Source organism: Mitsuaria sp. CC2, assembly GCF_048957715.1.
Classification (GTDB): Bacteria; Pseudomonadota; Gammaproteobacteria; order Burkholderiales; family Burkholderiaceae_C; genus Roseateles.
The window spans coordinates 150,786-165,310 of the sequence record NZ_JARVXN010000007.1 but is presented as its reverse complement, the minus strand read 5'-3'; the positions used below and the strand labels follow the sequence as shown (position 1 = coordinate 165,310).

Sequence of the window (14,525 nt, the reverse complement as noted above, 5' to 3'; positions counted from 1 at the left end):
GAGCTTGCCGTGACCCTTGCCGCGCCCATCGAGCCCGCGCTTCACGTGCCGTCCCCGACCGCCACGCCGTCCGCCGCCAGCGGCGCGCCGACCGCGGCCACGCCGCTGTCCACCGCGCCGAACGAGGCGCGCTTCCTCGGCCCGCTCGCCGGCGAGGAACTGCTCTTCCGCCGCCTGCAATGGCGCGAGGAACTCGGCCGGCTGCCCGAGCTGCGCCTGGAGCTGCTGCGGTCCAGCCAGAAGGCGCCGCTGGCCGCGGACAAGCTGCTCGGCCAGCCGGCGGCGGTGGGCCTGCGCCAGGACGACGACACGGAGCGTTTCCTGCACGGGCTGGTCACCCACGTCGAGCGCGGCGGCTACCTCGGACGCTTCGACATCTACCGCGTGCACCTGCGACCGTGGCTGTGGCAGCTCACGCTGGGCGCGGACTGCCGCATCTTCCAGGACCGCACGGTGCTGGAGATCCTGGACGAGGTCTTCGCCGCCTACCCCGGCGCCGGACCGGTCGAGAAGCGGTTGCGCAACGCCAGCTTCGCGCGCCGGCCCTGCACGGTCCAGTACAACGAGAGCGACTTCAACTTCGTCGCCCGGCTGATGGAGGACGAAGGCCTCTACTTCTTCTTCCGCCATGAGCGCGAGCGTCACGTGCTGGTGCTGTGCGACTCGCCGTCCAGCCATCGCCCGGCACCGGTGCCGCTGCGCTGGAACGAGGCGCAGGGCGAAACGATGCTGCGCGAGGACGTGATCCTGCAATGGACCCGCGCGCAGTCGCTGCAGCCGCTGAGCGCGACGGCCACGGACTTCGCGGCCGAGCTGCCCAACGCCGACCTCCGGCGCGACGCGACGCGCCGGCCCGTCGGCCTCACCGCGGGGCGCCTCGAGCGCCACGTCTATCCGGGCGGGCACGACGACCTGGCCATGGCGGGGGACCTCGGGCCCAAGCGCACGGCCGGGACGGCGCGCATGCGCCGGCAGGTCGACCGCTTCGAGAGCCAGGCGGTGGTGGCGCAGGGCACGACGCCGTACCGCTCGCTGAGCGTGGGCCAGACCTTCGACTTCGCCGGCCATGACGACGCCGGGAAATGGCTGGTGACCGGCGCGATCGCCGACATGGAGTTCGCCGGCTACGAGGCCAACGGCGACGCGCGCAGCACCAGCTATGTGTGCCGGTTCGCCGCCGTGCCCGCGACCGTCGACTACCAGCCGCCGCCGGCGGCGTGGCTGCCGCGCGTGCAAGGCCCGCAGACGGCCGTGGTCACCGGCCCGGCGGGCGAGGAGATCCACGTCGACCGCCACGGCCGCGTGAAGGTGCAGTTCCACTGGGACCGGCTCGGACGACGCGACGAGCGCAGCTCCTGCTGGGTGCGGGTCAGCCATCCGTGGGCCGGCAAGGGCTTCGGCATGGTGGCGCTGCCGCGCGTCGGGGACGAGGTCATCGTCGAGTTCCTCGACGGCTGGCCGGATCGGCCCGTCGTCACCGGCCGGGTCTACAACGGCGCGCAGCCGGCGCCGTATGCGCTGCCCGCGCACGCCACGGTGAGCGGCGTGCGCACGCGGTCCAGCAGGAACGGCGCGCCCGACAGCGGCAACGAACTGCGCTTCGAGGACGCGCGCGGCGCCGAGCACCTGTGGATGAAGGCGGAGCGCGACCTGCATCACTGGGTCGGCCGGGACCAGGTCGACACGGTCAAGCGCGATGCGCGCACGGACATCGGACGCGATGCGGGCCTGCAGGTCGGCGGCGGACTGTCGGTCGCGGTGGAGAAGGACACGCGGCTGAAACTGGCGGGCGACACGCACGCGACGCTGGGCGCGGACCTCCGGGTCGGCGTCGGCGGCAAGGTGGACGCCTCGATCGCGGGGGGTCTGACGCTGAAGGCCGGCGGGCCCGTGTCCATCGACGCCGACGGGCCGGTGCAGGTCGCGCTCGGCCAGGGCGCGCGCGTGACGGCGACCGGCCAGGTCAGCGTCCAGGCGATGGCGTTGACGCTGGAAGCGCAGGCGACCCTCAGCCTGCGCGTGGGCCTGTCCTTCATCACCATCGGGATGGAGGGCGTCTCGATCTTCGGGCCGCAGATCAAGCTGTTCTCGGGCACGCCGCCCCTGCCCGCGATTCCAGCCGTGCCCGGCGTGCCCGCCACGCCCACGGCGCCGGACGCGATGCCGGCGCACGTGGATCCGCTCGGACCGAACGGCGGTGCGCGATGAGCGAGACCCCCGAGGTGCGCGTGGGGCTGAGCCGCCCCGCGGCCGCGCGCGCGCCGCGGCGTTACGTCCACGACGCCGACGGTTGGCGCATCGTGTCGGGCTCGCAGGACGAGGACCCGCTCTGGCGCTCCACGGACGGGGTCGCCCTGCCGGAGCGGCTCCACGCGCTGGCACCGTCCGACGGCGCCGCCGTGGCGAGCTGGCGCGCGCAGGTGCAGGGACCGCAGGTGCAGGGACCGCAGGTGCAGGAGACGCAGGACAAGGCCTCCACCACCCTCACCCTGATGGGCATGACCGGGCCGACGCGACGCGAGCGCGGCGCGACGCTCGACATCGAGCATCCGCTGGCGGTGCCCGCCTTGCTGCCGCCGGGCATCGCGGCATCCGCGCCGCAACAGTTCGCGCGGCTGTCGATCGATTGGACGGCCGACGACCGGAGCGCCGATGGTCACAACAGAAGCAACGGCAACGGCAACGGCAACGGCGGCGATGGCAAGGCCGACAGCTGGCTCATCACCTTGCCCGACGAGCAGCGGTTGCTGGTCTGGGCCCGCTCCGGACAGGACGGCGGTGCCGCACCGACACCGGCACCCTTGCAGACCCGGGTGCGGGTCGAGTCCGACGGCCGGGTGCTGGATCCTGGTTCGTGGCGGGCGGGCTTCGCGGCGCTGGACCGTGGGATCGCCGAGGCGATCGACCGGCTCGGCGAGCGCTGGCGGTCGGCCGAGGCCGTCTCGTCGACGCGTATCGCCGCGCGCCCCGCGCTGCTGGCCGCGGAGAGCGGCGTCGCCTGGGGCTATCGCGCGGGCGCCTCGCTGGACCTCGCCCCGACGATGCACATGACCGGTCACCTGCAGGGAATCCTGTGCCGCTGGGACCTGTCGTGGCACGGTGTCGTCGACATCGCCGGAGCGCGTGCGCGTGTCCGCATCGACGTCGTCGACGATCCGGCGCTGGCGGATTTCCACCGTGACTGGGATCTGCCGTGGTCCCACGACGCCGACCCCGCCGTGCTCCCCTGGGTGCCGATGCGCCTGCCGCTGCGCCTGACGTTCGAGCCGCTGGCGAGCGCCACGGGCGCATTCGTCTCCGACATCGACTGGGCGGGCAAGCCGCCGGCTCTGGTCGGCGGCGTCGGCCTTCGACCTTCGGCGCGGGGCAACGGCCTCGAATGGGCGTTCACCGCAGCGCTCGAACCCGTCGTCGTCCGGGTCGGGCTCAGCGCCCCCTGGTCCGGCCGACGCGAGCAGATGCTGGACTGGCTGCCCGCGCTGACCCTCTTCGACTGGCGGTGCGACGCATGAAGCGCCTGCTGACCCTGCATCTGCGGACGAACGACTGCGCGGCGGAAGCCGCGTTGAACGGCGTCGCACTCGCGCGAGTGACCGCGTCCGGCGCGACCGCCCTCCCCGTGCACGAGTTCCTGCTGCGCGGCGTCAATCGGCTGACGTTGCGCGTCGACCCAGCCTCGCTGAACGGCGTCGACGGTGACACGGAAGCTGCCATCGACGCCACACCGGCGAGCGCCGTCGTGGAACTCCGCCTTGCCGGCACCGGCGACCGGGTGCTCGCCCGCGCCGACTGGACGATGCAGACGCCCGTCGACATCGATGTCGACGTGGACCTGCCGATCGACTTCCCGCGCTGGCGCTGGCTCGACGCGCCGTCTCTGCCCGTGGCATCGCAGGACGCCATGCGCGCCCGCGCGCTGCAGTGCGCGCGGGAGCGCGTGCTCGAGTTCCGCCGCGGCGTCGCCGACGGCTGGTTCGCGCTGACGTGCCTGGCGATCGAGGAGTGCGCCGTGGCCTACGGCGGCGACGTGCGCACGGCGCAGGCCGCGTTCCTCGACCACCTCCGCGCCGCGCCGGACGGCCGCCCCTGGTCCTGGGCCTGGCCCTCGGACGAGGACTTCGTCCTGTGGCCCGACGCCGACGGCCGGCTGCTGAGCTGCCTGCGCCGCGCGGGCGGTCCCGCGCTCGAGGCGCGCTCGCGCGACGGCCGCCACGCGTGGTCCCTGCCGCTGCGGCTGGCCTGGATCGACGACCGACTGCACGGACTGCGCTGACCCGCGTTCGCTCCGGACCCCTCCACTTCCCACAGAAGGACCTCCCCATGCTGACCTTGACCGTCGTCAACGGCCCCGGCGCGCCGGCCCTGTCCGCCCGCTTCGACGAGCTGGGCGGCACCATCGGCCGCGCCGACTCCAACCTGCTGGTCCTGCCGGACCCGGGCCGCACCATCTCGCGCGTGCACGCGCAAGTGGTCTTCCGTCGCGGCGCCTATGTGCTGCTGGATCGCGGCAGCAACCCCGTGCTGCTCAACGGCGAGCCGCTGGTCGACGGCCCCTCCCGGGAACTCGCGAACGACGACCGCGTGCAACTCGGCGCCTACACGCTGCGCGTCGACCTGCGCGCGCTGCAGGGAACCAGTCCGGACGCCGACGCGCCGACGGTGCTGGACCTGCGCGGACGTGTCGGCGGTCCCGGCCGCACCGGGCTGGCGGGCACCGGCGGTCTTGCCGGTCACGCTGGCGTCGACGAGGTCGACCGCATCATCCGCCCGGCGATCCCCGCGCACGTGCCTCGCGAACCGCAGCCCTCCCCCGCCATCGATCCCTTCGCCGCGTTCGGCGATCTCGACGCCTGGAACGACGCGGGGAACGACCCGCTCGGCCTGGGTCCGGCTCCCCCACCCTCGCGGGCCGCTGCGCCGGCGACTCTCCCCATGCCCGCCGCGGACCTCGATGTCCGACCGGAGCGTCGGGCGCTCGAATCCATGTTCGGCATCGACGAGGGCGGCCCCTTGGGCGACCCGCTCGGCGATGCGTTCGGCGATCCGCTGGGTGATCCGCTCGGCAGCGTCACCAGAGCGGACGCGCACGCCGACGACTGGCGCCAGGCCTTTCATCCCAAGGCCGCGCCGACGGACGCGCTCGACGAACTGACGTTGGAACGGCCGGTCCCGCCGACCCGGCCCACCCCGACGGCCTCACCTGTTGCGCTCGCGCCTCCTTTTTCGCCAGTCTCCTCGTCGGCTTCGCCGCCCGGCGCTGCACCTGCACCTGCTCCTGCCACCTCGCAGCAACCGCCCCTCGCCGCCACGGACGAGGTGGCCGCCGCGCTCGCGCAGGGCCTCGGCCTGCCGCGCGACCAGTTGCCGGCGCTGACGCCGGACCTGGCGCTGCTGATCGGCGAGCTGCTGCGCGACGCCGTCGCCGGCACCGTGGACATGCTCCACGCCCGCGCCACGCTCAAGCGCGAGGTGCAGGCCGCCGCCACCATGATCGCCACGCGGGACAACAACCCGCTGAAGTTCTCGCCCAACGTGGACGTCGCCCTGCGCCACTTGCTGCAGCCCACCGTGTCCGGTTTCCTGGCGCCCCGCGCCGCGATGCGCGACGCGGTCGACGACCTGCGCGCGCACCAGGTCGGCCTGGTCGCGGGCATGCAGGGCGCGTCATCCCGCGTGCTGCGCCGCCTGGCCCCCGAGCGCATGGCCGAACGGCTGCGCGCGCCCTCGCTGCTCGACAAGGCGCTCCCGATGAACCGCAAGGCCGCCCTGTGGGAACGCTTCGTCGACGAGTACGAGCGCCTCGGCCAGGAGGCGGACGAGGCCTTCCAGGCGGCCTTCGCCCAGGCCTTCCGCGCCGCCTACGAGGAACATTTCGAAACGCTTCGGCAGGCCGGGCGCTGAGTTCCGGCGCCCGCGGCCGCATCCGTCCGGACGCGGCCCCCGTATGTCCTGGCATCTCCCGCGATGTCCGTCCCGTCATCTTCGCCCCGTGACGGTCGTCCCGGCCACCCCGTCCACCTCACACCGCTCATGACCTGGCACCACAAAGTCATCTGGACGGAGGGCATGTTCCTCCAGCCGCAACACTTCCAGCAGCACGACCGCCACCAGGCCGCGCAACACCTGGCCCGCCTGACGGCCGTGACGCCGCACGCCCGCGGCTGGCTGTCGCTGCAGCTCGACGGCGGCGCGCTGGCGCTGGGCAAGATCGCGCTGCAGTCGGGTCACGGCCTGCTGCCCGACGGCCTGGCCATCGACCTGCCCGGCGACGATCCGGCCCCGGCCGCGCTCGACGTGCCGGCGGACGCGCGCGACGAGCTGGTGGTGCTGGCGGTCTCGCTGCCGCGTCCCGGCGTCGCGCAGACCGACGCCGAGGGCGCGGCCGGCGCGATGGCGCCGCGCTACCGGGCCCACGAGGCGGACGTGCCCGACGACAACGCCCATGCGCCGCGCGCGGCGCGGCTGCAGCTGGGCCGGCCCCATCTGCGGCTGATGCTGGCGCGCGACTGCGGCGAGGGTCAGGCCGTGCTGGGCGTGTGCCGCGTCGCCGAGCGTCGCGTCGACCAGCAGGTGGTGCTGGATGCCAGCTACGTGCCGCCGACGCTGGACGCCTTGCGCAGCGAGCCGCTGCTGCGCTGGATGCGGGAACTGCACGGGCTGCTCAAGCAGCGCGGTGACGCCCTCGCCGCCCGGCTGACGGAGCCCGGCCGCGCCGGCGTCGGCGAGATCGCCGACTACCTGCTGCTGGGCGCGATCAACCGCCACGAGCCGCTGCTCGCGCAGCGCCTGTCCGGCGGGCTGCTGCATCCGCGCGAGGTCCACGCGGCGATGGTCGCGCTGGCGGGCGACCTGGCTGTGTTCGGCGATTCGCGCCGCCCCCAGCCGCTGCCGGCCTACGACCACGACGAGCCCGCCCTGTGCTTCCCGCCGCTGATGGCCATCCTGCGCCAGGCGCTGTCCATCGTGCTGGAACAGGGCGCCATCCCCATCGCGCTGCAGGAACGCAAGCACGGCGTGCGCGTCGCGCTGGTGCCCGATGTGGAACTCCAGCGCAGCGCCCAGTTCGTGCTGGCGGCCTCCGCGCGCATGGCGGCCGAGTCGCTGCGCGCGCGCCTGCCGTCGCAGGCCAAGATCGGCACCGTCGAGCACATCCGCGACCTGGTGAACCTGCAGCTGCCCGGCGTGGCGCTGCGCGCGCTGCCGGTGGCGCCGCGCCAGATCCCCTTCCACGCGGGCTTCCATTACTTCGAGCTGGACACCCGCGACAGCGACCAATGGCGTCAGCTCGCCCAGTCCGGCGGACTGGCCGTGCACATCGGGGGCGAGTTCCCCGGTCTCGAACTCGAGCTCTGGGCGGTGCGCGCATGAACCGAGATCTCGACATCGGCCTCGGCCCCCACCTCGACCTTGACGGCCGCGACCCCTTCGCGGCGCTCGATGCGGCACGGCAGCCGTCGGCGGACGGCCGCGGGGCGTCGTCCGCGCCGCCGGCCGCAGGACCGGGCGTCTGGCGCGACGCGGAACCCCTGAGCTTCGACGCGCGGCCCGACGCCGGCCTCGAGCCGCTGATCGCGGCGGCGCAGCCGCTGCTGGCCGCCGCGCCGCGGCTGCGTCAATCGGCGCGGCAGGAGGATCCGGCCGCGCTCAAGAGCGCGCTGGCCGACGGCCTGCGCCGCTTCGAGCAGACCGCCGCGCGCCTGGGCGTGACGCGCGACCGCGTGCTCGCCGCGCGCTACGTGCTCTGCACGGTGCTGGACGAAGCCGCCGCCTCGACGCCCTGGGGCGGCAACGGCGTCTGGGCGGGCAACAACCTGCTGGTCCAGTTCCACGACGAGACCTGGGGCGGCGAGAAGGTCTTCCGCCTGATGCAGAAGCTGGCGACCGACGTCGCCGCCAACCGCGATCTGCTGCAGCTGATGTACCTGGCGCTGGCGCTCGGTTTCGAGGGCCGCTATCGCGTGGCCGACCAGGGCGCGGCGCAGGTGCGCCATCTGCGCCACCGGATTCACGAGCTGCTCACCAGTCGCGCCGAAGCGGTGCCGACGGCGCTGTCGCCCGTCGGCGTGCCGCGCGCCGAGGCCGGCAACGCCGCCTCGCGGTTGCGGGACGGCGTCTCCGTCTGGCTGGTCGCCGCCGTGACCGTCGCGGTGCTCGCACTGAGTTTCGGCGGACTGCGGCTGGCGCTGTCGGACCGCACCCAGCCGGTGTTCGCGACGCTGGCCGCGCTGGACGCGCCGGCGCTGGCCCGCGCCGCCCCGCCCGCGGCCGAGGCGCCGCGCCTGGCCGGATTCCTCCAGCCGGAGATCGCCGCCGGCCTGGTGACCGTCACCGACCTGGCCGACCGCTCCGTGATCGTCATGACCGGCGACCGCTTCTTCGACGCCGGCAGCGCCAGCCTGGATCCCTCGCTGCGCCCGCTGCTGACGCGCATCGCCGAGGCGCTGCGCCCGCTGCCGGGCCAGGTGCTGATCACCGGCCACACGGACAGCGCGCCCATCCGCACGGCGCGTTTCCCCTCCAACTGGCACCTGTCGCAGGCGCGCGCGGAGTCGGTCCGCGACGGCCTGGCCGAACGCGTGCCGGCGACGCGCCTGCGCGCCGAAGGCCGCGCGGAGGCCGAGCCCGTGGCCGACAACGCCACGCCCGCCGGGCGCGCCCGCAACCGCCGCGTCGTGATCACCCTCTGGGTGAAACAGCCGACCCCCTGACCCCGTAGCCGCCATGAACCGAGAAGAGAAATTCCTGGCCGTGCTGCTGCACGGCCGCACGCAAGCCCTGATCGCGCTGGCCGCGCTGAGCGCGCTGATCTGGTGGGCCGGCCCGCTGGTCGGCATCGGCGACGCGCGTCCGCTGGACACGCCGGCCGCGCGCGTCGCCGCGATCGCCGCGATGCTCGTCGCCGCGGCCCTGGTCTTCGGATGGCAGGCCTGGCGCCGCCGCCGGGCCGAGCGTTCGCTGCTGAACGGCCTGCGCGAAGGCGAGGCCGGCGCGGCCGAACGCAGATCCGCAAGCGAAACGCAAGCGCTGACCCAACGCTTCGCGCAGGCGCTGCAGCTGATGGACCAGAGCGCGCGGCGCGGCCGGCGCTGGCCCTGGTCGCGGCGCCGCAACCTGTATGCGCTGCCCTGGTACCTGTTCATCGGCGCGCCGGGCTCCGGCAAGACGACCGCGCTGACCAACGCCGGGCTGAACTTCCCGCTCGCGGGCCAGCTCGGCCAGGGCACGGTGCGCGGCGTCGGCGGCACGCGGCATTGCGACTGGTGGTTCACCGACCAGGCCATCCTGATCGACACCGCGGGCCGCTACGCGCTGCAGCAGTCGGACGCGGCGGCGGACGCGCAGGGCTGGGGCAAGTTCCTCGCGCTGCTGCGCGCCACGCGCCCGCGCCGTCCCATCAACGGCGTGCTGCTGACCGTCAACGTGCAGGACCTGCTGCTGCAGGACGCCGAGGAACGCGCCGACCATGCGCGGCGGCTGCGCGCGCGGCTGGAGGAACTGCACGACCGGCTCGGCGTGCAGGCGCCGGTCTACGTGCTGGTGACCAAGTGCGACCTGCTGGCCGGCTTCGACGACAGCTTCGCGGCCATGGGGCGCGAGGAGCGCGAACAGATCTGGGGCTTCCCGTTCCCGGCCGCCGACGGCGGCCAGAGCGGTGCTCATGGCGGTCACGCGCACGGGCAATCCGCGGGCACCGACGCGGGGCTTCCGGCCGCGTTCCTCGCCGGCTTCGACGCCCTGTCCGAACGGCTGCGGGCGCAGTTGCCCACGCGCCTGGAGCAGCAGCCCGACCTCGCGCGTCGGGCCGCGATGTTCGCGTTCCCGACGCAGTTCGCCGGACTGCGCGACCTGCTGGGACATTTCCTCGGCGAGGTCTTCGCCACGCCGGCGGGCGAGCGCGCGACGACGCTGCCGCGCGGCGTCTACTTCACCAGCGCGACGCAGGAAGGCACGCCCATCGACCGCGTGCTGGGCACGCTGTCGCGCCGCTTCGGCATCGCGACGGCGTCGCCCCGCGCGGACGTCGCGGGCGGCGCAGGCGGCTCAGCGACTGGAGCCCCGGGCAAGGGCCGCAGCTACTTCCTGACCGGCGTGCTGCGCGACGTGGTCTTCGCCGAGCAGGACCTGGTCGGCGCCAGTCCCCGCGCCGCGGCGGCCCGACGTCGCCTGCGCCGGCTCGCCTTCGCCGCGTTGGGGCTGGGCGCGGTCGCGGTGCTGGCCGGCTGGACGGTGTCGACGATGCGCAACCGCGCCTACGTCGACGAGGTGGCGGCGCGCCTGCCCGCGTTGAGCGCCGACGTGAAGGCCTTGGCCGCGGACGACGCCGCCGCCGGCACGCGTCGCCTGCTCCCGGTGCTCGACAGCGTCGAGGCGGCGCCGAGACCGGCGGACTTCGAGATCGGCGATCCGCCGACGCTCAACACGCTGGGGCTGTACCAGGGCGACCTGCTGCAGGCCGGCATGCGCATCGGCTACGGCCACCTGCTGGAGCACGCGCTGCTGCCGCGCGTGGCGCGCCGGCTGGAGGAACGCCTGCGGGCCGCCGATCCCGCGCGCCCGGCGCAGCAGTACGACGCGCTCAAGGGCTACCTGATGCTGCACGCGCCGCAGCGCTTCGACGGACCCTGGCTCATCGACTGGGTGCTGCAGGACGAGGACGAGGCTCTGGCCGGGCCCGCCGGCTCCACGCAGCGCGCTTCCTTCGAGCACCACCTGCGCGCCGCGCTGGCGCAGGGCGTGCCCGCGCCCGTCGCGCCGCGCGACGACGCGCTGGTGGCGCGGGTGCGCGAGCAGCTCGCGGCCTTCCCGCTGGAGCAGCGCGTGCTGTCGCGCATGCAGCGCCAGCCGGCGGTCGCGGACGTGCCGGAGTTCACCGTCGCCTCCGCCGTGGGCCCCGCCGTCGCGCAGGTATTCCAGCGCGCCAGCGGCCAGCCCTTCACGCGCGGCGTGCCGGCGCTGTACACGCGTTCCGGATACGGCCGGCTCTTCCTGGCCGACGCGCCCCGGCAGACGCGCCTGCTGCTCGAAGAAGAGCGCTGGGTGCTGACGCCTGCGCCGACCACGACCACGACCACGACCGCAAACGCAAATGCGAGCGTCCCTTCGGGCTCGACGTCAGCGCCCGCAAGGACCGACGTGTCCGACGCCGCCTTCCTCGATGCGCTGCGCCGCGTGGGCGTGCTGTACGGACAGAACTACATCCGGAACTGGGACAGCCTGATCGGCGATCTGAAGCCGGTCCGCGTGGATTCGCTGGACCGCGGACTGGCGGTGGCGCGCGTGCTGGCCTCGCCGGACTCGCCGCTGCCGACGCTGATGCGCGCCGCCTCGCGCGAGACCCGCCTGGGTCCCGATGCCGCGGAGGCCGCAAAAGCGGCCAAGCGTTCCCCGGCGGAGCTCGCCCTCGCGGGCAGCGCCGAGGCCGCCGTCAACGGGCACTTCGCCGCGCTGCAGCGGCTGGTCGCCGGCCAGCCCGCGCCCATCGACGAGGCCGGTCGCCTGTTCAACGAACTGCTGCTGCAACTGGCCGCGATCGACGCCGCGCAGAAGAGCCGCAGCGCGCCGCCCCCGGTGGGCCCGGCGGTCGGCGCGGCCCGCGCCGCGGCCGGCCTGCAGCCGGAGCCGGTGCGCGGCCTGCTGGAGGCGCTGTCCGACGTCGGCGCCAGCCAGGGGCGCGTGGCCGAGCGCTTGGGCCTGTCCAGCGACCTGCGCCCGGTGACGGACTTCTGCGCCCGCACCGTGGCCGGTCGTTTCCCCTTCACCTCGACGGCGCGCGCCGACGTGCTGCCCGACGACCTGGGCCAGCTGATGGGCCCGGGCGGACTGATGGACGACTTCTTCCAGCGTCGCCTGGCTTCGCTGGTGGACACCGGCAGCTCGCCGTGGAGCTTCCGCCCGCTGCCGGACGGCCGCAAGCCGGGCGGCGGCGCGGGACTGGTCGAGTTCCAGCGCGCCGCGCGCGTGCGCGACGCCTTCTTCAAGGGCGGCGCCCGCGCGCCGGCGGCCAGCGTCACGGTGCGGGTCGCGGAGCTGACCGGATCGCGCGAACTGCGCCTGGAGGTCGACGGCCAGCCGTTGCGGTTCAAGGGCCCCGAGTCCGCACCGCAGACGCTGACGGTGCCGGGCCGCACCGGCTCGCAGATCAAGCTGTCCTTCAACAACTCCGCGACGCAGACCTTCGACGGCCCCTGGGCGCTGCTGCGCCTGATCCAGCAGCACGAGGTCGCCGCGGACGGCAGTCCCGAGCGCATGAGCGTCACCGTGACCATCGACGGCCGCAAGGCCCGCCTGGAACTGATCGCCGGCAGCGCGGTGCATCCGCTGCGCCTGCGCGAGTTCGGCGCCTTCCGATGCCCGGAGGGCCTCTGATGTCGATCGCGTGGTTCGGCAAGCTGCCCGCGATCGGCGACTTCGCGCACCGTCGACTGGACCTCGACACGGTCGAGCGCCTGGACGCCTGGCTCTCGGGGGGACTCGCGCAGCGCATCGAGGAGGCGCCCGATGCCTGGCTGACCGCTTACGACCATGCGCCGCGTTGGCGCTTCGCATGGGCCGCCGGTGTGCTGGCCGACCAGGGTCCCTGGAGCGGCCCCCTGTGCGGCGTGCTGCTGGCCTCGCGCGACCGCGTCGGGCGGCGCTTCCCGCTGATCGCGCTGCGGGCGATGGCGTCGCCGATGGCACCCGCCGCGCACGAGTGGCTGTCCGGCCTCGAATCCGTGCTCTGCCTCGCGGTGACCGAGGCCTGGTCGATCGCGCAGTTGGAGGAGTCGCTGAGCCTGCTCGACGACATCGCGCCGCTGCATGCGGACCTCGCCGCCGTCACACCAGGCCGTCTGCCGCCGGGGCGCACCTGCTGGGCCGCGTCGCCGGTGTCGGCCGGCGACGCGACGGCCTGGCGCCGACATCCCGGACTGCCCGTCGGCAGCGCCTTCGCACGACTGATCGCCGCGCCCTCCCGCCTTACCAACGATTCCGGAGATTCCGATGACCGCCCCCTTGAATGACGATGTGATCGGCGCCGAGCTCGATGCCGGACGCCTGGACGCCACCGTCCCCACCTGGAACGCGCGTCGGCCGCTGCGCATCGCGCTGATCGGCGACTTCGGCGACGGCGACGGCGGTGGCGCGCTGTCCGCGCGTCGCCCTCGCCGGATCGATTTCGACACCTTCGACGACGTGATCGCACAGGCCGACTTGAGGGTGGACGTCGCGCTGCCGGACGGCAAGACCGTCGCGCTGAGCATCACCGCGCTCGACGACCTGCATCCCGACGAGCTGCTCCGCCAGTTCCCGCGCGGCAGCGCGACGCCCGACGCGCTGCGCGCGGTGATGATGCATCCCGAGCTGCGGCGGCTGGAATCCGCCTGGCGGGGCGTCGACCTGGTCGTGCGCGAGCTCGGCCCCGGCGCGGCGCTCGAGGCCCATCTGTTCGACCTGGGCGCCGAAGCGCTCGCGGCCGACCTGGAGGGCGCCGGGGACCTCGCGCAGACCGCGCTGTATGCGTGGCTGGTCCAACGCCCGTCGGAGGACGCGGACGGCGGCTATGCCGCGATCGCCTGCCTGCACGACCACGACGCGACGCCGGCGGATCTGGCCCGGCTGGCGCGCCTGGCCCGGATCGCCGCGCACGCCGGCGCGCCGCTGTTCACCGCGATGTCGACCGATGCGCTGGCGGATCGCCGGCACCCGCCGGAGAAGCCCGTGCGCGCAGCCTTCGCCGCACTGCAGGCGCGACCGGAAGCCGGCTTCCTGTGCCTGGCCGGGCCGCGCTTCCAGCTGCGCCACGTCTACGGGCGAGCGACCGAACGGATCGCCGCGTTCGACTTCGAGGAATTCGATCCGCGCCTGGGGCTGCGCTCGATGTGCTGGGGCCATCCGGCGCTGGTGGCGCTGCTGGCCTGGCACCGCGGCGGCGACCTGATGCTGCGCGACCGGCCGCTGCACGTCGTGCGGGACGCCGACGGCGACCAGGTCGCCCTGCCCTGCACGGACCGCCTGATCCGCGCCGACATGGCGGTCACCCTGCGCGACTACGGCGTGCAGGCGTTGATGGCCGCGCGCAACGAGCCGGCGCTGCGGGTACTCGGTCTCGCCGCCGTCGACGGCACGGCCTTGTCGCGGACCGGGCCCAAGCCGGTCTTGAAGACGGGCGTCGACACGGCGCAAGCCGATGCGCAAGGCGCGACGCAAAGCACGGATCAAGGCCTGGCACCGCAGGGCGCGACGAGTCCGTCGCCTGAGTCGTCGCCAGAGGCCGCCGAGGGTGGCGCGCTCGGCACCGACGACGCCCTGGAGGCGCTGCTGGACCGCCTGCATGCCGAGTCTGCGGCGGGAGACGCTTCGGCGGTCGACGCGGACACGAGCGCCACGCCGTCCGAGGAACCGGCGCCTGCCGCGGCCGAGGACGAGATGGACGCGGAGCTGGCCGCGTTGCTGAAGTCGCTGGAGTAAGCGCCGGCGAGCGTTCGCCGGGCGATGCCCCGGCGGCGTTACAAAAGTTTCCATCGCGGCTGCGTCCATGCGGCGGC

The 14,525-nt window shown here is 74.3% G+C and carries 9 protein-coding genes; all 9 read left to right on the top strand.

Features of this window, described 5'->3' with window-relative positions; translation table 11 throughout:
• Nucleotides 1–9 precede the first annotated feature (9 nt).
• The 9 genes from PV762_RS05035 to PV762_RS04995 all read left to right on the top strand — a co-directional run bounded on the left by PV762_RS05035 (nt 10) and on the right by PV762_RS04995 (nt 14,448).
• On the top strand, nt 10–2,208 hold the full coding sequence (locus PV762_RS05035) for a type VI secretion system Vgr family protein (RefSeq protein ID WP_421033925.1): 2,199 nt from the start codon (nt 10–12) through the stop codon (nt 2,206–2,208).
• Entirely contained in the window at nt 2,205–3,512 is a 1,308-nt protein-coding gene (locus PV762_RS05030; protein ID WP_421033924.1) for a hypothetical protein, read from the top strand. Before PV762_RS05035 ends, PV762_RS05030 begins: the two co-directional genes overlap by 4 nt.
• On the top strand, nt 3,509–4,273 hold the full coding sequence (locus PV762_RS05025) for a hypothetical protein (protein WP_421033923.1): 765 nt from the start codon (nt 3,509–3,511) through the stop codon (nt 4,271–4,273). Before PV762_RS05030 ends, PV762_RS05025 begins: the two co-directional genes overlap by 4 nt.
• Before the next feature lie 47 nt (nt 4,274–4,320).
• Complete coding sequence (tagH, locus tag PV762_RS05020; protein ID WP_421033922.1) at nt 4,321–5,901, top strand: type VI secretion system-associated FHA domain protein TagH; 1,581 nt, start codon at nt 4,321–4,323, stop codon at nt 5,899–5,901.
• A gap of 129 nt (nt 5,902–6,030) precedes the next feature.
• The gene (gene tssK / locus PV762_RS05015) at nt 6,031–7,368 is read left to right on the top strand and encodes a type VI secretion system baseplate subunit TssK (RefSeq protein WP_421033921.1); all 1,338 of its coding nucleotides are present in this window, start codon (nt 6,031–6,033) and stop codon (nt 7,366–7,368) included.
• Nucleotides 7,365–8,708, top strand: coding sequence for a type VI secretion system protein TssL, long form (tssL, locus tag PV762_RS05010; RefSeq protein WP_421033920.1), 1,344 nt, complete (start codon nt 7,365–7,367; stop codon nt 8,706–8,708). The genes tssK and tssL overlap by 4 nt, the downstream gene beginning before the upstream one ends.
• A gap of 13 nt (nt 8,709–8,721) precedes the next feature.
• Nucleotides 8,722–12,366 carry a type VI secretion system membrane subunit TssM gene (tssM, locus tag PV762_RS05005; RefSeq protein WP_421033919.1) on the top strand — a complete coding sequence of 1,215 codons (3,645 nt, stop codon included), beginning with the start codon at nt 8,722–8,724 and terminating at the stop codon, nt 12,364–12,366.
• Nucleotides 12,366–13,001, top strand: coding sequence for a type VI secretion system-associated protein TagF (gene tagF / locus PV762_RS05000; RefSeq protein ID WP_421033918.1), 636 nt, complete (start codon nt 12,366–12,368; stop codon nt 12,999–13,001). The genes tssM and tagF overlap by 1 nt, the downstream gene beginning before the upstream one ends.
• Nucleotides 12,982–14,448, top strand: a complete 1,467-nt coding sequence (locus PV762_RS04995) for a type VI secretion system contractile sheath domain-containing protein (RefSeq protein ID WP_421033917.1) — start codon at nt 12,982–12,984, stop codon at nt 14,446–14,448. The genes tagF and PV762_RS04995 overlap by 20 nt, the downstream gene beginning before the upstream one ends.
• Nucleotides 14,449–14,525: the final 77 nt, after the last annotated feature.

Coding starts and splice junctions, on each gene's coding strand:
- PV762_RS05025 (WP_421033923.1), top strand. CDS start 3,509: ATGAAGCGCCTGCTGACCCTGCATCTGCGGACGAACGACTGCGCGGCG.
- tagH (WP_421033922.1), top strand. CDS start 4,321: ATGCTGACCTTGACCGTCGTCAACGGCCCCGGCGCGCCGGCCCTGTCC.
- PV762_RS04995 (WP_421033917.1), top strand. CDS start 12,982: ATGACCGCCCCCTTGAATGACGATGTGATCGGCGCCGAGCTCGATGCC.
- tssM (WP_421033919.1), top strand. CDS start 8,722: ATGAACCGAGAAGAGAAATTCCTGGCCGTGCTGCTGCACGGCCGCACG.
- PV762_RS05030 (WP_421033924.1), top strand. CDS start 2,205: ATGAGCGAGACCCCCGAGGTGCGCGTGGGGCTGAGCCGCCCCGCGGCC.
- tssL (WP_421033920.1), top strand. CDS start 7,365: ATGAACCGAGATCTCGACATCGGCCTCGGCCCCCACCTCGACCTTGAC.
- tssK (WP_421033921.1), top strand. CDS start 6,031: ATGACCTGGCACCACAAAGTCATCTGGACGGAGGGCATGTTCCTCCAG.
- tagF (WP_421033918.1), top strand. CDS start 12,366: ATGTCGATCGCGTGGTTCGGCAAGCTGCCCGCGATCGGCGACTTCGCG.